At 61.8% G+C, this 22338-nt stretch carries 15 protein-coding genes and 1 other RNA gene; 11 read left to right on the top strand and 5 right to left on the bottom strand.

What is annotated here, in order from left to right:
* Positions 1-156: 156 nt before the first annotated feature.
* The 4 genes from guaD to xdhA form a co-directional block, all read right to left on the bottom strand.
* Positions 157-1464, bottom strand: a complete 1308-nt coding sequence (guaD, locus tag BLL36_RS00205; RefSeq protein ID WP_076949486.1) for a guanine deaminase — start codon at positions 1462-1464, stop codon at positions 157-159.
* 7 nt (positions 1465-1471) lie between these two features.
* Positions 1472-2329, bottom strand: a complete 858-nt coding sequence (gene xdhC, locus BLL36_RS00200) for a xanthine dehydrogenase accessory protein XdhC (RefSeq protein WP_076949485.1) — start codon at positions 2327-2329, stop codon at positions 1472-1474.
* A 115-nt stretch (positions 2330-2444) separates the two neighbouring features.
* Entirely contained in the window at positions 2445-4838 is a 2394-nt protein-coding gene (xdhB, locus tag BLL36_RS00195; RefSeq protein WP_076949484.1) for a xanthine dehydrogenase molybdopterin binding subunit, read from the bottom strand.
* Positions 4831-6279 (bottom strand): xanthine dehydrogenase small subunit, encoded by a 1449-nt coding sequence (gene xdhA, locus BLL36_RS00190; RefSeq protein WP_076949483.1) that lies wholly within the window; start codon positions 6277-6279, stop codon positions 4831-4833. The genes xdhB and xdhA overlap by 8 nt, the downstream gene beginning before the upstream one ends.
* Before the next feature lie 280 nt (positions 6280-6559).
* Here xdhA and BLL36_RS00185 point away from each other — a divergent pair, with 280 nt between their 5' ends.
* The 10 genes from BLL36_RS00185 to BLL36_RS00140 all read left to right on the top strand — a co-directional run bounded on the left by BLL36_RS00185 (position 6560) and on the right by BLL36_RS00140 (position 20331).
* Positions 6560-7219: a GntR family transcriptional regulator gene (locus BLL36_RS00185; protein ID WP_076949482.1), complete on the top strand. Its 660-nt coding sequence runs from the start codon at positions 6560-6562 to the stop codon at positions 7217-7219.
* A gap of 2 nt (positions 7220-7221) precedes the next feature.
* Positions 7222-10710, top strand: a complete 3489-nt coding sequence (smc, locus tag BLL36_RS00180) for a chromosome segregation protein SMC (protein ID WP_076949481.1) — start codon at positions 7222-7224, stop codon at positions 10708-10710.
* 259 nt (positions 10711-10969) lie between these two features.
* Positions 10970-11833: a cell division protein ZipA gene (gene zipA / locus BLL36_RS00175; protein WP_076949480.1), complete on the top strand. Its 864-nt coding sequence runs from the start codon at positions 10970-10972 to the stop codon at positions 11831-11833.
* Positions 11834-11919: 86 nt separating this feature from the next.
* Complete coding sequence (ligA, locus tag BLL36_RS00170; protein WP_076949479.1) at positions 11920-14286, top strand: NAD-dependent DNA ligase LigA; 2367 nt, start codon at positions 11920-11922, stop codon at positions 14284-14286.
* A 161-nt stretch (positions 14287-14447) separates the two neighbouring features.
* Complete coding sequence (locus tag BLL36_RS00165) at positions 14448-15614, top strand: zinc-binding metallopeptidase family protein (RefSeq protein ID WP_076949478.1); 1167 nt, start codon at positions 14448-14450, stop codon at positions 15612-15614.
* A gap of 273 nt (positions 15615-15887) precedes the next feature.
* An RNA gene (gene ffs, locus BLL36_RS00160) (signal recognition particle sRNA small type) lies at positions 15888-15984 on the top strand.
* 84 nt (positions 15985-16068) lie between these two features.
* A complete protein-coding gene (locus tag BLL36_RS00155) occupies positions 16069-16536 on the top strand; it encodes a hypothetical protein (RefSeq protein ID WP_231998923.1) in 468 nt (155 codons plus the stop codon).
* A 38-nt stretch (positions 16537-16574) separates the two neighbouring features.
* The gene (locus BLL36_RS00150; protein ID WP_076949476.1) at positions 16575-18536 is read left to right on the top strand and encodes an AAA family ATPase; all 1962 of its coding nucleotides are present in this window, start codon (positions 16575-16577) and stop codon (positions 18534-18536) included.
* A 156-nt stretch (positions 18537-18692) separates the two neighbouring features.
* On the top strand, positions 18693-19739 hold the full coding sequence (locus BLL36_RS00145; RefSeq protein WP_076949475.1) for an N-acetylmuramidase family protein: 1047 nt from the start codon (positions 18693-18695) through the stop codon (positions 19737-19739).
* A 1-nt stretch (position 19740) separates the two neighbouring features.
* On the top strand, positions 19741-20331 hold the full coding sequence (locus BLL36_RS00140; RefSeq protein ID WP_076949474.1) for a hypothetical protein: 591 nt from the start codon (positions 19741-19743) through the stop codon (positions 20329-20331).
* Positions 20332-20375: 44 nt separating this feature from the next.
* Here the strand turns inward: BLL36_RS00140 and BLL36_RS00135 are convergent, their stop codons facing one another.
* Entirely contained in the window at positions 20376-21239 is an 864-nt protein-coding gene (locus BLL36_RS00135; RefSeq protein ID WP_076949473.1) for a LysR family transcriptional regulator, read from the bottom strand.
* A 102-nt stretch (positions 21240-21341) separates the two neighbouring features.
* Here BLL36_RS00135 and BLL36_RS00130 point away from each other — a divergent pair, with 102 nt between their 5' ends.
* Positions 21342-22211: a DMT family transporter gene (locus BLL36_RS00130; RefSeq protein ID WP_076949472.1), complete on the top strand. Its 870-nt coding sequence runs from the start codon at positions 21342-21344 to the stop codon at positions 22209-22211.
* Positions 22212-22338: the final 127 nt, after the last annotated feature.

Genomic DNA, 22338 nt, shown 5'->3' with positions numbered 1-22338 from the left:
CCCGATCAAAATGTGGGAGAGGGCTTGTGTGGGAGCTGGCTTGCCTGCGATAGCATCACTGCGGTATCACTGATACACACCTCAGTGCCTGCATCGCGGGCAAGCCCGGCTCCCACACAAGCCCAGCTTTCCACATTTGGTTTTGTGTTGTGACTACTATTGACGCTGGTGCACCAGATTGCCCGCCGCATACGTCTGCAACACCGTCCGATCATCCCCCAGCGTCATCAACACAAACAACGTCTCGGCAATATCCTTGGCCTGCTTCAAGCGATAGTTCAGCAGCGGCGTGGCGTTGTAGTCCAGCACCAAAAAGTCCGCCTCCGTCCCCGGCTGCAACGTGCCGATCTTGTCCTCCAGTCGTAGCGCCCGCGCGCCACCCAGTGTCGCCAGGTACAGCGACTTGAATGGGCTCAACCGCGCGCCCTGTAATTGCATGACCTTGTAGGCTTCGTTCAAGGTTTGCAGCAGCGAGAAACTGGTGCCGCCGCCGACGTCGGTGCCCAGGCCTACATTCAGTTTGTGCTTCTCGGCCATCGGCAGGTTGAACAAACCGCTGCCCAGGAACAGGTTTGAGGTGGGGCAGAACGCGACCGCCGAACCCGTCTCTGCCAGCCGCGCGCACTCTTCATCACACAGGTGCACGCCGTGGGCAAACACCGAGCGCTCGCCCAGCAACTGGTAATGGTCGTACACATCCAGGTAACCGTTGCGCTCCGGAAACAGCGCTTTTACCCACTCGATTTCCTGCTTGTTCTCGCTGATGTGGGTCTGCAGGTACAAATCCGGATATTCGCCGAGCAGTTGCCCGGCCAGCGCCAATTGCTCCGGCGTGCTGGTCGGCGCAAAGCGTGGCGTGACCGCGTAGTGCAGGCGGCCCTTGCCGTGCCAGCGCTCGATCAGCGCCTTGCTCTGCTGGTAGCCGGATTCGGCGGTGTCGGTCAGGTAGTCCGGCGCGTTGCGGTCCATCATCACTTTGCCGGCGATCATGCGCAGGTCGAGCTTCTCGGCCGCTTCAAAAAACGCGTTGACCGACTGCGGATGCACACTGCCGAACACCAGTGCGGTGGTGGTGCCGTTGCGCAGCAGTTCCTTGATGAAAATATCCACGACTTCCTCGGCGTGGGCCTTGTCGGCGAACTGGCTCTCGCAGGGGAAGGTGTAGGTATTGAGCCAGTCCAGCAACTGCTCGCCATACGCGCCGACCATGCCGGTCTGCGGCAGGTGAATGTGGGTATCGATCAGGCCGGGCGTGATCAGCGCGTCCTGGTAATGGGTGATGTCGATATCGGCAGGCAGGGTCGGCAGCAAATCCCCGGCATGGCCGACAGCGCTGATCTGGCCGTTCTCGATCACCAGCAAACCATCTGCGAAATACTCATAGGACGCTTCGATACCCACTTCAGCGGGGTCGGCGATGCTGTGCAAAATGGCGGCACGGTAGGCTTTGCGAGTCAAAGGCATGGTTTTCTCAATGCTTGGCAACAGAAGTAAGGGCTTGGCTGCGACGCGAAGCCGGCAGCAGTTTGGCAATAGGCTCGGCGCCCACGGTGTGCTGGCCGAAATGGGCGTTATAGGTGGCGATGATTTCGCCGGCGATGGAGATGGCGATTTCCACTGGCAATTTGCCCTTCACCTCGCCCAGGCCCATGGGGCAGCGCATGCGTTGCAATTGCGCGGCATCGAAGCCGCGATCCCGCAGGCGATGTTCGAACTTGACCCGTTTGGTCTTCGAGCCGATCAGGCCGAAGTAGGCGAAGTCATTGCGCTTGAGCAGGGCAGCGCTGAGTTCCAGGTCCAGCGCGTGATTGTGGGTCATCACGATGCAGTAACTGCCCGCCGGCAGGTCGGCAATTTCGTCGACCGGCTCTTCGCTGACGATTTTACGCACGCCCTGTGGGATATGTTCCGGAAACTCCTGTTCGCGCGAATCGATCCAGCGCACCCGGCATGGCAGGCTTGCCAGCAACGGCACCAGCGCGCGGCCGACATGGCCGGCGCCAAACACCGCGATCTGCGCCTGCACCTGACCCATGGGTTCGAACAGCAATACGGTCACGCCACCGCAGCACTGGCCCAGGCTGGCGCCGAGGCTGAAGCGCTCCAGATGGGTGTTGCGCTGGCCACGGGCGAGCATCTCGCGGGCGATCTGCATCGCCTTGTATTCCAGGTGGCCGCCGCCGATGGTGTCGAAGGCCTGCGCGGCGCTGATTACCATCTTGGAACCGGCGTTGCGCGGCGTGGAGCCGAGTTCTTCGATAATGGTGACGAGTACGCAGGGTTCGCCGCTGTCTTGCAGCTGGGCTAGGGCACTGATCCAGTTGTTCATGTTTACCTCAACATCTCTGTTGTCAGTTCGGCCGCTATCGCAGGCAAGCCAGCTCCCACACTTGGAATGCGTTCCCCTGTGGGAGCTGGCTTGCCTGCGAAGGCAGCGCCTCGGTCTAGAGCGAAGCCATCTCGGTTTCAGCCGCCTTCACCGTCTGCAACTTGCGCATCTGCTCACACCCCCACAACACCCGCTCCGGCGTCGCCGGCGCATCGATCCTGGGCTGATGACGATAGTCACCCAAACTCGCCACCGCATCCTTGATCGCGCACCACGACGCAATCCCGAGCATGAACGGCGGCTCGCCCACAGCCTTGGAATGGAACACCGTGTCTTCCGGGTTCTTGCGGTTCTCCACCAGCTTCACCCGCAGGTCCAGCGGCATGTCGGCCACGGCCGGGATCTTGTAACTGGCCGGGCCGCTGGTCATCAGCTTGCCTTTGTCATTCCACACCAACTCTTCCATGGTCAGCCAGCCCATGCCCTGGATAAACCCGCCTTCCACCTGGCCGATGTCGATGGCCGGGTTCAGCGAGGCGCCTACATCGTGGAGGATGTCGGTGCGCAGCATCTTGTATTCGCCGGTCAGGGTGTCGACGATCACTTCGCAGCAGGCCGCGCCGAACGCGAAGTAATAGAACGGCCTTCCGCGCGACTGGCTGCGGTCGTAGAAGATCTTCGGGGTCTTGTAGAACCCGGTGCTCGACAGCGAGACCTGGGCGAAATACGCCTGCTGGATCAGCGCCTCAAAGGTCAGGATCTGCTCACGCACGCGCACATGGCCGTTGCGGAACTGCACATCGGCTTCACTCACTTCGTACTTGCGCGCGGCGAATTCCACCAGGCGCTGCTTGATGGTTTCGGCGGCGTTCTGCGCGGCCTTGCCGTTCAGGTCGGCACCGCTGGAGGCGGCGGTCGGCGAAGTGTTCGGGACTTTATCGGTGTTGGTCGCCGTGATCTGTACACGGTCGATGTCCACCTGGAACACTTCGGCCACCACTTGCGCCACCTTGGTGTTCAAACCCTGGCCCATCTCGGTACCGCCGTGGTTCAAGTGGATGCTGCCGTCGGTATAAATGTGGATCAGCGCACCGGCCTGGTTGAGAAAGCTGGCGGTAAACGAAATGCCGAATTTGACCGGCGTCAGCGCCAGGCCTTTTTTCAGGATCGGACTGTGGGCGTTGTACAGGCGAATCGCTTCGCGGCGCTCGGCGTATTGGCTGCTGGCTTCCAGTTCGGCGGTCATCTCTTCGAGCAGGTTGTGCTCGACGGTCTGGTAGTAATGGGTAACGTTGCGCTCGGTTTTGCCATAGTAGTTGGCCTTGCGCACGGCCAGCGGGTCCAGCGCCAGGTGGCGGGCGATGGCGTCCATCACTTCCTCGATGGCGACCATGCCTTGCGGGCCGCCGAAGCCGCGATAGGCCGTGTTGGACGCGGTGTTGGTCTTGCAGCGATGGCCGTTCACCGTCGCATCGCCCAGGTAATACGAATTGTCGGCGTGGAACATCGCGCGGTCGACAATCGAATTGGACAGGTCCGGCGAACAGCCGCAGTTACCCGCCAGTTCCAGATTGATCCCGTGCAGGCGCCCGCTGTCGTCGAAACCCACGTCGTATTCGATATAGAAGGGGTGGCGCTTGCCGGTCATCAGCATGTCTTCCACACGCGGCAGGCGCATCTTGGTCGGCTGGCCGGTGAGGCGCGCGACCACGGCGCACAGGCACGCGGGACTTGCGGCCTGGGTTTCCTTGCCGCCGAAACCGCCGCCCATGCGGCGCATGTCCACGACGATCTTGTTCATCGACACGTCGAGCACTTCGGCCACCAGTTTTTGTATTTCGGTGGGGTTCTGCGTGGAGCAGTAGACGATCATGCCGCCGTCTTCGGTGGGCATCACCGAGGAGATCTGGGTTTCCAGGTAGAAGTGTTCCTGGCCGCCGATGTGCAGCGTGCCCTGGATGCGATTTTTTGCCGTGGCCAACGCACCGGCCGAATCACCGCGCTGGTGGGTGTGGCTGTCGAGCACGAAATGCTTGTTGCGGTAGGCCTGGACCACATCGAGCACCGGTTCCAGGTCTTCATATTCGATCACCGCCGCCATCGCTGCCTTGCGCGCGGTTTCCAGGTCGCGGGCAGCCACCGCCAGCACCACTTGGCCGACGAACTGCACGGTGTCGATGGCCAGCAACGGATCGCCGGGCAGCAGCGGACCGATGTCTTTCAAACCCGGAACGTCTTCGTGGGTAATCACGATGCGCACGCCGTCGAAGGCGTAGCAGGGCGCGGTGTCGATGCTGAGGATTTTCGCGTGGGCGCGGTCGGACAGGCGCGCATACAGGTGCAGCTGGTTGGGGAATTCGAGGCGGTCGTCGATGTACTGCGCCTCACCGCTGACGTGCTTGGCGGCGCTGTCATGCTTGACGCTGCGGCCGACCCCGGAGGTCAGGTCCTGGGCGAACAGCTCGGCCAGTTCGGCCTGGGTTTTTACCACGGCGTGATGGTTAGACATAAGCGGTCACCCGAGTCTCGATATGCGGCGTTTGCAGTTCGATGAAGTATTTGCGCAGCAGGTTCTGCGCGCTGAGCAGGCGGTACTCCTTGCTGGCGCGGAAGTCCGAAAGCGGGGTGAAATCCTCGGCCAGCGCGGCGCAGGCTTGCTCGACGGTGGCGGCATTCCAGGTGGCGCCGATCAATAGCGTTTCGCAGTGTTTGGCGCGTTTTGGCGTGGCGGCCATGCCGCCGAAGGCAACGCGCGCGTCACGGATCACTCCGTTGTCGAGTTTCAAGTTAAAGGCGGCGCAAACGGCGGAAATATCGTCGTCCAGGCGCTTGGACACCTTGTAGGCGCGAAACAGCGCGTGGCCCTTCGGCACGATGATCTTCTCGATGAACTCGCTGTCCTGGCGCGCGGTGACGCGGTAGTCGATGAAGTAGTCCTCCAGGGCCAGGGTACGGCGGGTTTCGCCCTTGCACAGCACGATCTGCGCACCGAGGGCGATCAGCAGCGGCGGCGAATCGCCGATCGGCGAGGCGTTGCCGATATTGCCGCCGAGCGTGCCCTGGTTGCGGATCTGCAGGGAGGCGAAGCGCTGCAGCAGCTCGCCGAAGTCCGGGTAGGCCTGGTGCAGCGCGGTGTAGCAGTCGGAGAGTGCGGTGGCGGCGCCGATTTCCAGGCGATCGTCGAAATCGTCGATGCGCTTCATGTCCGCGATGTTGCCAACATAGATCATCACCGGCAGCGTGCGGTGGAACTGGGTGACTTCCAGCGCCAGGTCGGTGCCGCCCGCCAGCAGCCGGGCTTGGGGGTAGGCGTCGTAGAGGTCGGCCAGGTCGGCCACGGTCAGGGGCACCAGGCAGCGTTTGTCGCCGCTGTTGAGTTCGCCGGTTTGCGTCGGCGCGATGGCTTTGAGGCGGGCGATGGTGTCGGCCTGGCGGCTGTCGAACTGGTCTTGCGGCTTGTTGCAGCAGGCCTGCTCGGCGGCGGCGAGGATCGGACGATAACCGGTGCAACGGCACAGGTTGCCGGCCAGGGCTTCATGGGCTTTCTGACTGTCGGGAGCGTCGCTGTTCTTCTGCAGGGCGAACAGCGACATCACAAAGCCTGGGGTGCAAAAGCCGCATTGCGAGCCGTGGCACTCGACCATGGCCTGTTGCACGCTGTGCAGTTGGCCCTGATGCTTGAGGTCTTCGACGCTGATCAGTTGCTTGCCGTGCAACGACGAGACAAAGGCCAGGCACGAATTGAGGCTGCGATAACGGATCTGCTCGGCGCCCTGGTCATTAGTGTGCAGCTCGCCGACTACCACGGTGCACGCACCGCAGTCGCCGCTGGCGCAGCCTTCTTTGGTACCGGGTTTGCCCAAGTGTTCGCGCAGATAATTGAGCACGGTCAGGTTGGGGTCCAGGGCGTGCTCGCTACGGAGTTCCTGGTTGAGTAAAAACTGGATCACGGAAGGCCTCGCAGACTCATTATTGTTGTTAACCGCTTTGCGCCGAATCTAGTCATGTCTGACTTTTCGGTCAACGATTTTCTGACCAGAAGGTCAAGAAATTGCAGTTACAACACTTTCAATTATGGTCCAGTCTTCTGAAACCGGTGATTTTGCAGGCTGATACACGGCAAGCGCTGCTTATTCCGTGCCAAATTCGCCGCCGTGGGCGTAGCGCCATCAGCGGGCCAATGCGCTACACTGCCGCGCTTGTACCGATAGAAGATTTTGAAGGGAAAACATGACGTTCAAGGCGCCGGACAGTCTCGCCGAGCAAATCGCTCACCACCTCGCCGAACGCATCATTCGCGGCGATCTCAAGCCTGGGGAGCGGATCCAGGAGCAAAAGGTCACGCTGGCACTCAATGTCAGCCGTGGTTCCGTGCGCGAAGCCCTGTTGATCCTCGAACGTCGCCACCTGATCGCGATCCTGCCGCGCCGTGGCGCCCACGTTACCGAGCTGACGGCGCACAAAGTGCAGAGCCTGTGCACCTTGATGGGCGAAATGTACATCCTGCTCGGCAATGCGGTCGCCGAAGGCTGGCAGAGCCAGGCGGACATGGCGCCGTTCCTGCAGATCCAGCAGCGCCTGCAGGTCAGCTATGAGCGCGAAGACATCCGCGCCTTCGTTGAAGAAAGCTTCAACGTGATGCGCGCCGCGTACCCCTTCGCCAACAACCCGTATCTGCAGGAGACCGTCGAGAACCTGCAGCCGGCGATGAACCGCGCCTATTACCTGGCCCTGGATCAACGCAAGGCGTCGATGAGCGAATACCTGGCGCTGTTCGAACAACTGCTCGCCGCCGTATTGGCCCGTGACCTGGTACAGATTCGCCAGGTGCTGTCGGCCTACTGCCAGCGCAGCAGCTCGCTGGTCATCGCCGCGTTGGCGGACGCCTAAACGTGCGGCTCAAGTGCATCAAACTGGCGGGGTTCAAATCCTTCGTCGACCCGACCACGGTGAACTTCCCCAGTAACATGGCGGCGGTGGTCGGGCCCAATGGCTGCGGCAAGTCGAATATCATCGACGCCGTCCGTTGGGTGATGGGCGAGAGCTCGGCAAAAAACCTGCGCGGCGAGTCGATGACCGACGTCATCTTCAACGGCTCCACCAGCCGCAAGCCGGTCAGCCAGGCCAGCATCGAACTGGTGTTCGACAACTCTGACGGCACCCTGGTCGGCGAATACGCCGCCTACGCGGAAATCTCCATCCGCCGCAAAGTCACGCGCGACAGCCAGAACAGTTACTTCCTCAACGGCACCAAGTGCCGGCGTCGCGACATCACCGATATTTTCCTCGGCACAGGCCTGGGCCCGCGCAGCTATTCGATCATCGAGCAGGGCATGATCTCCAAGCTGATCGAAGCCAAGCCCGAAGACCTGCGCAACTTTATCGAAGAAGCCGCCGGCATCTCCAAGTACAAGGAGCGCCGTCGTGAGACCGAAAACCGCATCCGCCGCACCCACGAGAACCTCGCCCGCCTGACCGACCTGCGCGAAGAGCTGGAGCGCCAGTTGGAGCGCCTGCACCGCCAGGCCCAGGCCGCCGAGAAGTATCAGGAATACAAGGGCGAAGAGCGCCAGCTCAAGGCGCAACTGTCGGCCCTGCGCTGGCAGGCGCTGAATGATCAGGTCGGCCAGCGCGAAGCGATCATCGGCACCCAGGAAATCAGCTTTGAAGCGCTGGTGGCCGAACAGCGCAACGCCGACGCCAGCATCGAGCGCCTGCGTGACGGGCACCATGACTTGTCAGAGCGCTTCAATCTGGTGCAGGGCCGGTTCTATTCGGTGGGCGGCGATATCGCCCGCGTGGAACAGAGCATCCAGCACGGCCAGCAGCGCCTGCGCCAGTTGCAGGATGACTTGAAGGAAGCCGAACGCGCGCGCCTGGAAACCGAATCGCACCTGGGCCATGACCGCACCTTGCTGCTGACCCTCGGCGAAGAGCTGGACATGCTCACTCCCGAGCAGGAAATCACCAGCGCCGCCGCCGAAGAGGCCGCCGCCGCCCTGGAAGAAGCCGAAACCACCATGCACGCGTGGCAGGAGCAGTGGGACACCTTCAACCTGCAATCCGCCGAGCCACGTCGCCAGGCGGAGGTGCAGCAGTCGCGTATCCAGCAGTTGGAAACCAGCATGGAGCGCCTGGCCGAGCGCCAGCGCCGTCTGCAGGAAGAGCGCGTGTTGCTCGCCGCCGACCCGGAAGACGCGGCGATCCTGGAACTGAGCGAGCAACTGGCCGAGAGCGAAATGACGCTCGAAGAACTGGAAGCCAGCGAAGAACAGCAAGTGGAGCGCCTGGAGCAATTGCGTCAGCAACTGCAACAGGCGACCCAGGCGCAGCAGCAGGCCCAGGGCGATTTGCAGCGGCTCAATGGTCGCCTGGCCTCCCTTGAAGCGTTGCAGCAAGCCGCGCTCGACCCCGGCACCGGCACGGCCGAATGGCTGCGCGATCAGCACTTGGCTGAGCGCCCGCGTTTGGCCGAAGGCTTGAAGGTGGAAGCCGGCTGGGAACTGGCGGTCGAAACCGTCCTCGGCGCCGACCTGCAAGCGGTGCTGGTGGACGATTTTGGCGGCTTCGACCTGGCCGGTTTTGCCCAGGGCGACTTGCGTTTGCTCAGCCCCGCAGCCGATGGCGCGCGTGTGCCGGGCAGCCTGCTGGACAAGGTGGAGGCGGCGATTGACCTGGCGCCGTGGCTGGGCCAGATCAAGCCGGTCGAGTCACTTGAGCAGGCCTTGGCCCAGCGCGGTCAACTGGGCGCCGGTGAGAGCCTGATCAGCCGCGACGGCTTCTGGGTCGGCCGCCACTTCCTGCGCGTTCGCCGCGCCAGTGAAGCCGAAAGCGGTGTATTGGCCCGTGGCCAGGAAATCGTCAACCTCAGCGCCGAACGTGAAGAGCGCGAGGCAACCCTCGAAAGCCTGGAAACCGAACTGCAAACCCTGCGCGCCACCCAGCGCCAACAAGAGACCGGCCGCGAACACCTGCGCCGCCTGTTGCAGGACGAAGCGCGTCAGCAAGGCGAATTGAAGGCTCAGCTCTCGGCGAGCAAAGCCAAGGCCGAACAATTGACCCTGCGCCGCACCCGTCTCGACGAAGAAGTCGCCGAAATGGGCGAGCAGCGCGCGCTGGAACACGAACAGATCGGCGAGGCGCGCCTGCAACTGCAGGAAGCCCTCGACAGCATGGCCCTCGACACCGAGCAGCGCGAACTGCTGTTGGCCCAGCGCGACAGCCTGCGCGAACGCCTCGACCGCGTGCGCCAGGAAGCCCGCCAGCACAAGGACCATGCGCACCAGTTGGCGGTGCGCCTCGGCTCCCTGCGTGCCCAGCACAGCTCCACGGCCCAGGCCCTTGAGCGCCTGGAGATGCAATCCGAACGCCTCACTGAAAAGCGCGAGCAACTGAGCCTCAACCTGGAAGAGGGCGAAGCGCCGCTGGAAGAGCTGCGCCTCAAGCTCGAAGAGTTGCTCGACAAGCGCATGACCGTCGACGAAGAACTCAAAACCGCGCAGATCGCCCTGGAAGACGCCGACCGCGAATTGCGTGACGCCGAAAAACGCCGGACCCAGGCCGAGCAGCAATCCCAATTGATTCGCGGCCAGCTCGAGCAACAACGCATGGAATGGCAAGCCCTGACCGTGCGCCGCAAAACCCTGCAGGACCAGTTGCTGGAAGATGGCTACGACCTGCACGGCGTGCTCAATACCTTGACCGCCGAGGCCAATGAAAAAGACGCCGAAGAAGAACTCGAACGCATTGCCGCACGTATCCAGCGGCTTGGCGCGATCAACTTGGCGGCCATCGACGAATACCAGCAGCAATCGGAACGCAAACGTTACCTGGATGCCCAGAACGCCGACCTGGTTGAAGCCCTGGACACCCTGGAAAACGTGATCCGCAAGATCGACAAGGAAACCCGCAACCGCTTCAAGGATACCTTTGATCAGATTAATGGCGGTTTACAGGCCTTATTCCCAAAAGTTTTCGGCGGTGGCAGCGCTTACTTGGAACTGACGGGCGAAGATCTACTCGATACAGGGGTGACGATCATGGCGCGGCCGCCGGGCAAGAAGAACAGCACCATCCATTTGTTGTCCGGCGGTGAAAAAGCCCTGACCGCATTGGCCTTGGTATTTGCCATCTTCAAGCTGAACCCGGCGCCGTTCTGCATGCTCGATGAAGTTGACGCCCCGCTGGATGACGCTAACGTTGGACGCTATGCGCGCCTGGTCAAGGAGATGTCCCAGACCGTGCAGTTCATCTATATCACCCACAACAAGATCGCCATGGAAATGGCTGATCAGTTGATGGGGGTCACGATGCATGAACCGGGCTGTTCGCGTTTGGTGGCGGTGGATGTGGAAGAAGCGATGGCGATGGTGGAGTCTTGAACCCTGCCCGCAGCGAATTTTCATAGCGTGCGGTAAGACGCTTTACCACCCTGGTGAAAGTGGCAAATGGACATATTTGCTCAAGGCTTTTTGACAGACGGTGTAAAGTTATCTTTGGTCGTGCTAGTTTAATGTCAAATTTTCGTATGCGTGGGCAAAACGTCAGTCAGAACATAGAGTTGGCGCCACGTTTTAAAGCGGTTTGCACAGAGCTAAACCCCTTATTTTTCAGCATTTTTTATTAGAGGCACGGGATTACATGGAAATCGGTCTGCGCGAGTGGCTGATCGTCATCGGCATTATTGTCATTGCCGGTATTCTTTTTGATGGCTGGCGCCGCATGCGCGGTGGCAAGGGCAAGCTCAAATTCCGTCTGGACCGCAACCTGTCCAACTTGCCCGACGACGACGGCAGCGCCGAGCTGCTGGGGCCGCCCCGTGTGCTGGACACCCATAAGGAGCCGCAGCTGGACGAGCATGACTTGCCGTCCATGAGCGCGCCGCTGCGTGAAGCCCGCGAGCCGTCGTCCAAGCGTGGCAAGCGTGGCAGCACCGCTGGCGCCGAGCCGCATCAGGGCGACCTGAACCTCGACGTCGATGAAGGCCCGAGCTTCAGCAGCCGCGACGATGATTTCCCGGATGAAAACGCCGGCAAGAACGCGCCGCGCCAATCGGTCAACGATCAGCCTGCCGCCGAGGAAGTGCTGGTGATCAGCGTGATCTGCCGCGACGCCGCCGGGTTCAAGGGCCCGGCTCTGTTGCAGAACATTCTGGAAAGCGGCCTGCGTTTTGGCGAGATGGATATTTTCCACCGTCACGAAAGCATGGCCGGTAATGGCGAAGTGCTGTTTTCCATGGCCAACGCGGTCAAGCCGGGCACCTTCGACCTGGACGATATCGACCTGTTCAGCACGCCGGCGGTGAGTTTCTTCCTGGGTCTGCCCGGCCCGCGTCACCCCAAGCAAGCATTCGACGTGATGGTGGCCGCGGCGCGCAAGCTGTCCCAGGAACTCAATGGCGAGCTCAAGGACGATCAGCGCAGCGTCCTCACTGCCCAGACCATCGAACACTACCGTCAGCGCATCGTCGAGTTCGAGCGTCGCGCCCTGACACAAAAACGCTGAGGATTGCAACTCGGCGTTGTCGGATAGAATAAGCGCACTACCATTTGAGCAGCTTCGGCTGCTCTTTTGCTTTTTGAGAGAACACCATGACCGCCGCCCACACCCGCATCCTCGAACTGCGCGCTGAACTGGATCAGCACAACTACCGTTACCACGTCCTCGACGAGCCGAGCATTCCGGACGCCGAGTACGACCGGCTGTTCCACGAGCTCAAGGCCCTGGAGGCCGAGCACCCGGAACTGGTCACGCGCGATTCGCCGACGCAGCGGGTCGGCAGCGCGGCGTTGTCTGCGTTCACGCAAGTCAGGCACGAAATCCCCATGCTCAGCTTGGGCAACGCGTTTGATGAGACCACCATGCTTGAGTTTGACCGCCGGGTCACCGAAGGCCTCGACCTGCCGGTGGGCGACCTGTTTGGGAGGGGCGCGGCGGTGGAGTACAGCTGCGAACCGAAGCTGGACGGCCTGGCGGTCAGCCTGCTGTATCAGGACGGCGAGCTGGTACGCGGCGCCACCCGTGGCGACGGTACCACCGGCGAAGACATCAGCGTCAACGTGCGCACCGTGCGCAATATTCCGCTGAAGCTGCACGGCAGCGGCTGGCCGGCGACGCTCGAAGTGCGCGGCGAAGTGTTCATGTCCAAGGCCGGTTTCGAACGGCTCAATGCCTCGCAACTGGAAGTCGGCGGCAAGACCTTCGCCAACCCGCGCAACGCCGCCGCCGGCAGCCTGCGCCAGTTGGACTCGAAGATCACCGCCAGCCGCCCGCTGGAATTCTGCTGCTATGGCATCGGCCAGGTGACGGCGGATATCAGCGACACCCACATCGGCAACCTGAAGCAGTTGCAGCAGTGGGGCATGCCCATCAGCCATGAACTGAGGCTGGCCAAGGGCATTCAGGAATGCCTGGATTACTACCGCGATATCGGCGAGCGGCGTAACAGCCTGGGCTATGAAATCGACGGCGTGGTGTTCAAGGTCAACAGCATTGCCTCGCAGCGTGAACTGGGCTTTCGTGCGCGCGAACCGCGCTGGGCCATTGCGCATAAATTCCCGGCGATGGAAGAGCTGACCGAGCTGCTCGACGTGGAATTCCAGGTCGGCCGCACCGGCGCCGTCACTCCGGTGGCGCGCCTCAAGCCGGTCAAGGTCGCGGGTGTGACGGTTGCCAACGCCACCTTGCACAATATGGATGAAGTGGCGCGCCTGGGCTTGATGATCGGCGATACCGTGATCATTCGCCGTGCCGGTGATGTGATCCCGCAAGTGGTCGCCGTGGTGCCCGAGCGCCGCCCGGAAAACGCCCGTGCGGTGCAGGTCCCCGAGCGTTGCCCGGTGTGCGGTTCCCAAGTGGAACGCACGCAGCTGGTCAAGCGCAGCAAGGGCAAGGAAACCGTCAGCGAAGGCGCGGTGTACCGCTGCGTCGGCCGCCTGGCCTGTGGTGCCCAGCTCAAGCAGGCGATCATCCATTTTGTCTCGCGCCGCGCCATGGACATCGACGGCCTGGGCGACAAGACCATTGAGCAACTGGTGGATGAAAAACTCATCGGTTCGCCGGCCGATCTCTACAAACTCAAGTATGAGCAGATCATCGACCTGGAAGGCTTTGCCGATATCTCCAGCAAAAAATTGATCGCCGCCATCGACAACAGCAAGACGCCCACCCTGGCGCGCTTTATCTACGCGCTGGGCATCCCCGACGTGGGCGAGGAGACCGCCAAGGTGCTGGCGCGCTCCCTGGCTTCCCTGGAGCGGGTGCAGAAGGCTTTGCCGGAAGTGCTGACCTACTTGCCGGACGTGGGCCTGGAAGTGGCGCACGAGATCCACAGTTTCTTTGAAGACAGCCATAACCAGGACGTGATCGGCGCGTTGCTGTCGCCGCAGGAATGTGGCCTGCAATTGCAGGAGCAGGGCGACCTGAGCGCGGAATTCGCCGCCAGCACCACCTTGGGCGGCCTGCTCGATAAATTGCATGTACCGAGCGTCGGCCCGGGCGCTGCGCAGAAACTGGCGGACAAATTCGTCACCCTTGAAGGCGTGATAGCGGCCGACTGGCTGGATATGCGCCAGGCGCTGTCCGAAAAACAGGCCAAGGCCGTGCGCGACTTCTTCGATAACCAAGACAACGCCAGCCGTGCCCTGGCCATCGAGCAACAGCTCAAGGACTTCGGCATGCATTGGTTGAGCGAGAAAAAGGTGGTCGAAGGCTTGCCCGAGGCGGGGCACACCTGGGTCCTCACCGGCTCCCTGGAACTGATGAGCCGCGACGTGGCCAAGGACAAGCTCGAAAGCCTGGGGGCCAAGGTGGCCGGCTCCGTGTCGGCGAAAACCCACTGCGTGGTGGCCGGGCCGGGAGCGGGTTCGAAACTGGCCAAGGCCAGCGAGTTGGGCGTGAAGGTGCTGGACGAAGAGGCCTTCGTGGCCTTCCTGGCCAGGCACAACATCCCGGTCTGACGATCGTTCCCACGCTCCGCGTGGGAATGCCGCCCTGGACGCTCCGCGTCTGCTCTTGAAAGGCATGACGCAGAGCGTCATCGGATGCATGCCCACGCGGAGCGTGGGAACGATCTTGAGAGCGAAATGATCTAGTCTCAGTCACCCAGGGAGAGATCGCCATGTTCCGCTACTTCGAGCAACTCAGTTCGCGCATCGCTGCACCTTTCGTCGCCGGCACCTCTCGCGACAGCAAGGTATGGCAATGTCGTTGCGGGCAGTCCCTGTTCTTTCGCAACAGCCAGTGCCTGGCCTGCCAGGCGTTGCTGGGCTACCTGCCGCAACAAAGCCGCCTGTCCTCCCTGCAGCCCGGCCCGGTCGAAGGTACTTGGCTGCAGGACGACAACCTCGACGCCGGCGCCTTCCGCCGCTGCGCCAACCTTGATACCCCGGCCGCCTGCAACTGGCTGGTCCCGGCCCACAGCACGGCACCGCTGTGCGTCGCATGCAGCCTGAACCGCACCATTCCCGATCTGTCGATCCCGGAAAACCACGAGCGCTGGCGCAAGGTCGAGACCGCCAAGCGCCGCCTGGTCGCGCAGCTGGTCGCCCTGGGCCTGAACGTGGTGCCCAAGAGCGTCGACGAGAACAACGGCCTGGCCTTCGACTTCGTCGGTATCGATCTGGAAGGCAACGCCCCCATGACCGGCCACGCCAATGGCCTGATCACCCTCGACATCAAGGAAGCTGACGACGCTCACCGCGAGAAGGTGCGCGTACAGATGCGCGAACCCTATCGCACCCTGCTCGGGCATTTCCGCCATGAAGTCGGCCACTACTACTGGGACCGCCTGATCGCCAATACCCACTGGCTCGAACCGTTTCGCAACCTGTTCGGCGACGAACGCGCCAGGTACGCCGACGCCCTCGACCAGCACTACCAGAACGGCCCGCGACCCGACTGGCAGCAAACCTGCGTCAGCGCCTACGCCACCATGCACCCCTGGGAAGACTGGGCCGAAACCTGGGCCCATTACCTGCACATGATGGACGCCGTCGACACGGCCCTGGGCTTCGGCATGAGCGCCCGCTCGATGGACCTGGACTACCCGCCATTCCCGCTCGGCACGCTCTACGACCCCGAACACCCCGGCGGTGCCGCGTTCCTGTCGTTCGTCAACGCCTGGATCGAACTGGCCGGCATGCTCAACGAACTGTCGCGCAGCATGGGCCAACCGGACTTTTACCCCTTCGTGCTGCCACCGGCGGTCGTCGCCAAGTTGCACTTCATTCACTTGGTGATTCAGGAGGAGGGCGGCCGCGCGGATGAGGTGATACAAGCGCAGTGACCAGTACCCGGTGATCGACTGTAGTGAGCGGGCTTGCCCCGCGCTGGGTGGCGAAGCCGCCCCAACCCAGGCGACTCGGTTTTAACTGGAGCACCGAGGTGTCTTTATTGGGGCGGCTTCGCCCCCCGGCGCGGGGCAAGCCCGCTCACTACAGAGCCTCAACAAGTGCTTGAGCCCCCTCATATTTTTAATCCAGCGCCAACGGTTGTAACTTCCGATGAGATCGGTACAATGGCCCCGCTTGCCGAGAGGCAGGCGTCGTTATGGTGACCCCATCGGTCCCCCCGCAACGATTACCCGTGAACCTGGTCAGAGCCGGAAGGCAGCAGCCACAGCGGGAACATTGTGTGCCGGGGTGTGGCTGGTGGGGTTGCCTCCATAACGCTCTTCCTTGCAACACCTCCTTCAAATTCAATTCAAAAATGTTTTCACGCCATCTGCCATCGAGCGGTCCATGGCGGCATACTCCAGTGCCCGGCATTCGGAGACAGTACCCGTGGAAAAAGTGGACGACCTCACCCGCGAAAAACTGCGCGAGTGGCAGATGCGGCGCCTGGAGATCAAGGACCGTATCCAATCGCACCCCGAACAGACCCTGGAGTTGTCGAGGGTGCTGGACCTCATGGACGACGAGCACGCCGAGATCCTCAGCCAGGCTGAGATGATCCGCGCGGCTGACGTGAACGATGACCCCGCGCCAGGCGCCGAGCAGGCGGCGCCACCGCTCACGGGCGCCTGCACGCTGCAATTGAATGTGGCGGCGCAGAGTGTCGAAGACTTGCGCAGGCTGCTCGACATGGCCGTCTTCGAACTCCAGCAACAGATCAATGCGATGGCGCCTGGGGCTCAAGCGAGTCGCGGCGGTATGTCGGGCTCGTTGGGCGAATATCGATTCGAGCTGAACAGCCGCGATAATGCCTGACTCCCGCAACATACGTCGGCCCCTGGCTGCGAGGAACTATGCAACCGGAACATTTTGATTTAGCCAGCCCCGTCTTCCTGCCTGTCACGGATGAAACCTGCACGGCCCTGCTCGGCGAGGACGGCGCCAAGGCCCTTGTCGGCCTGACGGATCCGGAACTGGCCGCGGTACTGGTCATTCAGAACCTGGCCCAGGCCGCGGAAAAGGACCTGACCTGCGCTGGCGCCGAGCGCGTCCTGGCCAAGCTGATCGGTTGGGCGGTGGACACCGCGCCGTCAGGTGCCGCGACGTTGCTGTCCGAAGCCCAGCGGCTGTTTGATCCGCGCAAGTTGTACTTCGGTTTCAATGCACTCAAAAATGTGAACCTGCGCCTGCTGTCGGCCGAAGAAGTCGCGGCGCGCGATTACCTGCTGCCTACAGGCAAATGGGACATCGGCTATAAGGTTCGCCACCTGCGCAGCAATGACCCGTTCAGTCAGCAGATGGTCACCCCCCGGCACCGCGAACGCTGGCTCAGCCCGGCCCAGGACAAGTTGGTGCGCACCTTCCGCGCCAACCTCAACGAAGACCTGCATGTGCAAGGCTATGCCGGCATCGGCAAGAGCCATCTGCTGGGCGCCTTGATGGAGTGCCTGCGGCCCGCCCAGACCCTGGTGCTGGCCCGCACCGGAGCCAAGCTGGCGACCCTGCGTGAACGCATGGGCTTGGCGCAAGACAGCAAGGCCGGCTCCACCTTTGCGGCCTTCGCCAAGGCGCTGCTGCAAGGGCCACGCCAACCCGCGCCACACGCGCCGGCCCGAATGCCGGGCAAGAATGAGGTGGCGCAGGCCCTGGATATCCACGGCTGGCGAACTCACGATGGCCCGGCGACGCTGGCTATCTGCCTGAAAGTGCTCGAGCATTATTGTCACTCCAACCATCACAGCTTGTCGGCCAGGCATTTGCCGCATTTCAAGCAACCGCTATCGAACGTGGAGGCCCAAGTGTTGCTGGAGTACTCCAGCCGCATGTGGACTTACCTGGAGGCCAATCCGCATTGGGCCGGTCAGACGGCCTTCGCGGCGCTGCTGCTGATCAAGCGCGCGAGCCTCGAAGGCTGCGTGGTGCCGCCCCGGTACACCCATGTATTGATCGATGAAAGCCAGGACATCCCGCCGTCTTTGTTGCAGATCATCGAGCGCGGCCGCCAGGTGTTGATCACCCTCGGTGACGAGTACCAGTTGGCCAGTGGGGTGATGGTCAGGAGAAAGCGCGAAGTCCGGCACACCGATATCAGTTATTCCGTGCGCTCAGGGCGCAACGTCGAGCGCCTGGTCAACCCGCTGATCAGCGTGCACTCGCAAAAGTGCAAGACGCCGTTCGAAGGCGCCCGGGATGCCGACGTCGGCATCGAACATTACCCCCGGGGCTTCGTGCCGCCGGAAGGCTGCGTGGTGTTGACCGCGTCGCATTGGGACACCATGAAATGGGCCATCCAGTTGCAGCAGGCCAACTGCCCGTTCGGTTTTCCCGACAGCACGGCGCAGCAGGATCTGCAGCGCTTCATGACTAGCGTCATCGCCTTGTTCAAGCCGCAGTTCTACAGCAACGAGCACAACGCAAACGGGCCACATCCGTATTTCAGCGACATGGACGACTGGCAGCAGGTGCGCGATGCCAACCAGTTCGACGAGTCGTTCCTATGGGTTGAAAGTGAGCTCGAAAAAGGCTTCAACGTCGCGGACATCACGCGTTTGAACCGTCTGAGCGGTGTCCCCGGCAAACGCTGCCTGCTGATGCAGGCGCAAGAGGCGGGTGGCATGGAATTCGATCGGGTGCTGCTCACGCCTGAGCTGCTGACCAACGTGAAGTTCAAGGATGCCTACGCGTTCGATCAGCGGCTTTGCGCGGTGTATATCGCCATTTCCCGCGCCAGGGTACAGCTTTACCTGCCTTACGACGTGGTGGAGTGGATCGATTTCCACAAGTCCCAGAAGACCCGGGAATTTCACGGTTACTGAGCAAATAACCTGCCTGTTTCACATCTTTCACAGGTCGCCATGGACAACCTGAATCCACCTTGATAGTTTCCGCCAGCCGCTTGTTTCAGAGTGTAACAAGGGCAGCAAGTTGATATCTAAGTGCTATCACTTTATTAACTAACAAGGATGTCTGTGATGAAAAGCCTGCAAGGGTTGCCGCGTCTTATCAGTGCTTCGGTAGGCGCGCCTGGTAAAGCCCGCAACTTGCCCGCCGATGTGCAGTGCATCCAGTATTTATTCAATCTGATCATCCCCAAGCTGGGTTTTCCGCTGGCCGAAAACGGTAAATGCGACGGCCAGTTGGTGCAGTGCATCAGCCAGTACCAGTTCCGTCATCTCAAATACGCCCATCCCGATGGGGTGATTGACCCCACGGGCCGCACCTTCAACAGCCTGATTGAAGAGGCGGTGAAGGTGCCGGTCAAGGCTTTCCCGAGCATGCGCATCCCGAGCTTTCTGAATGCGTTCGGCAACAATTCTGGGGATGCGGTGCAGGCCACGGTCAATGTGTACCTGGACCGCATGCGCGCAATGATCGAGGCCGAGCGCCGCAATCGCCAACTGATACTCCAGGCCACGTGCGATGGGGGCATGACCCTCAGCGAGACGGACTTTCAAAATGCTGCCACTCAGTTGGGAGGCGGTATTTCAGTGAATATCATCAAGGCCTTCGCCACCGTGGAATCCGGCGGCCGTTCGGGCTTCGGACCGGCCAGGCTGCCGGTGATTGCGTTTGAAGGGCACGTGTTTCGCAAGTACACCAAGAACATCTACGACCAGGCGCACCCGCTGCTGTCTTACCCCTACAAGAAAAAGGCCGGGCCGCAGTGGCAGATCAATAACAAGGACCAGATCAAGGCCTGGGAAACCATGGCTACTGCCTTTGCCTTGGACCAGGAAGCTGCGCTGATGTCGGCGTCCTGGGGCATGTTCCAGGTCATGGGGTTCAACTACGGTTCATGCGGTTACAAGACGGTGTTCGAGTTGGTCGCGGCCTTGAAAGTGAATGCCGGCAGTCAACTAAAGGCATTCCTCGGCTTTTGCAGCAAGAACCCGGCGTTGATGACGGCCATGAAAGCCAAGGACTTCACTTCCATGGCATTCAATTACAACGGCAAGGACTACGGCAACTATGACGTCCTTATGCAAAAAGCCTACGAGAAACTTGAAGGGAAAAAATAAGATGATGCGTTTTCTAGCGATGGGTGTGTTGTCGTTAAGCGCCGTGGCGTCTGCCTTTGCCGGTTCGCCCGAGCTGCGCTCAGGCCAATACGAAGGGCTGAAGCTGGCGGTGACACCGCAGCATCAGGTCGAAGGCTATTACGCCGAAGCCATGGGCGAGGGCGTGACGCGCGGTTGCACGTTCTACCTGCAAGGCAAACCCGACGCGCTGACCACCTGGCAAGACGAAACCTACCCCGGCAGCGTGGCACCTTCGTCGGACGGCGTAACCCTGACGGTGGAACAGGGTCGCCAGCATCCCGGTTGCCTCAATGTATTGATGCCGGAGATCGCCACCGGCCTGGACCTGACCCAGACGGCCAGCAAGCCGTGGATCGGCCTGGTGAAAGTGTCCGCCGACAAGGCTTACCTGCTGAAGAATCCCAGCGCCAAGGCCACCAAGCGCCCGTATATCGTCAAGGATGACGTCGTCGGTGTGCTGGCCTTCAAGGACGGCTGGGCCCAGGTCGAGTTCATCAATGCCGAGGACCGTTCGTTTACCGGCTGGATCAGCCAGGATCAGTACAGCCGTTTGTCTGCGCCCAAAAGCTGATTTTCGATAACGACGCAAGCCAGCTCCCACTTTTTGATCAGTGTTCAGCCGAAGGTCTCGCGCAACAACCCGGCAAACGCATCCCGCGCCAGATGCCGCTGGGTGTCTTTGTGCCAGAACAGCAGGTTGTCCACCGCCTGCAGTTCGTCAAACCGGTACGACGCCAGTTGGTCGGCCTGTTCATAGCGGCCCAGGATGCCTTCCGGCGCCAGCGCCACACCAATGCCCGCGCTGACGCAACCGATGATCGTGCCCCAACTGGCATAGCTGGCCACGGCCGGCTGGAAAGCATGGGGCTTGAGCCAGTTCTCCAGCGCCGCACGGTAAGGACAACCGGGTGGCCATACCAGCAACGTGCGGCCGGCGAGGTCGGCAGCGCTGCGGATTGGCTCGCTGCTTGCACTTGCGATCAGCACCAGGCGTTCGCTGTAGACCACGCTGTGTTCGAGCTTTGCGCGTTTGTTGCCGGCGGCCACCAGCGCCACATCCAGGCGGTGGTGTTGCAGGTCGTCGAGCAGTTCGCTCCAGGCGCCGGTCACCAGTTCCAGGCTGACATCCGGGTAACGCCGGTGATATTCCGCCAACAGTGGCGGCAGACGGCCGCTGGCGCTGGACTCCACCGCTCCGATGCGCAGGGTGCCCCGGGGAATGGCGTCAGCGTCGACGGCGCGTTTGGACTCTTCCACCAGGGCCAGGATGCGTTCGCAATACTCCAGGAATATCTCGCCCGCCGCGCTGATCGCCAGCCCACGCCCGGCGCGGATAAACAAGGGCGTGCCCAACTCGGCTTCCAGTTGCTTGATCCGCGTGGTGATGTTGGACGGCACACAGTGCAACCGCAGGGCGGCCTGGGCCACGCTGCCGGTTTGCGCCACGGCTCGCACCATGTTCAGTTGGGCCAGTTCCATTGCTCAGTTCCAATGATTTCAGAAGTCAGAAACGCTTAATTGTCCTACGCCTCGGGCCGGCCAAGACTGACGGCATCCTTTCTCAGTATCCGGATGCCTTCGATGAATACTCCGTCACCCCTGAAGCTTACGCTAGTCATCGCCAGCGTCATCCTCTGCTGGGCCTATTCGCCGATTGGCGTGCACATGGGGCTGCGCAGCTACAGCCCCGGCCACCTCGCGCTGCTGCGGTTCCTGATTGCCTCGCTGTTCATGGCCGCTGTGGCGCTGGTGACGGGCATTGGCCGGCCGCGCCTTGGGGATATCCCATGGCTAATGGTGTTGAGTTTTTTCGGGGTTTTCCTGCACCACACCAGCCTTAACTACGGGCAACAGTTCGTGACGGCGGCGGCGTCCAGCGTACTGGCACAATCGGCGCCGTTGTTCAGTGTGTTGATCGCGTTTTTCTGCTTGAAGGAGCGGGTCAGCTTCTGGCGCTGGAGCTGCGTGCTGCTCGGTTTGCTTGGCGTGATGGTGGTGATCTGGGGCGACCAGGGCGTGGGCGATATCGACCCGCGTGGCTTGCTGATCCTGCTGGCGGCGGTGTCGTGGAGCCTTTACTTCGCCATCCAGAAACACTATGCCCATCGTTATAGCCCGCTGACGATGGCCTGCTACATGGTGTGGGCGGGCACCTTGATGCTCTGCGTGAACCTGCCAGGCTTGCCCGCTGCGGTGGCGCAGGCACCGTGGGCGGACAACCTGGCGATGCTGGTGCTCGGCATTTTCCCCAGTGCCTTGGCGTACCTGGCGTGGGGCTATGTGTTGAAGCATGTCGAGGTCAGCCGCGCGTCGGTGGCGATGTACCTGATCCCGCCGGTGGCCATGGCCCTGGCGGCGAGGCTGCTGGGTGAGCATATCGCTCTGCAGGTGGTGCTGGGCGGTGGGATTGTGCTGGCCAGCGTGGCGGCGATCAGCCTGGAGAGGCGTTGATCTGGCTGATCTTGCCCGGCTTTTCAGCGCCAATCAGCAGCGCTTGATCAGATTAGGCGAGCGTGCCGGATGCAATTTCCCCCTTGCTCCGCTAGCATTACCGGCTTCCGCTTCCCAGTTGCGACGG

The sequence above is a fragment of the Pseudomonas cedrina subsp. cedrina genome, assembly GCF_001983175.1.
Taxonomy (GTDB): Bacteria; Pseudomonadota; Gammaproteobacteria; order Pseudomonadales; family Pseudomonadaceae; genus Aquipseudomonas; species Aquipseudomonas cedrina.
The sequence above is the reverse complement of the archived record's forward strand: the minus strand, read 5'-3'. Positions and strand labels throughout refer to the sequence as shown.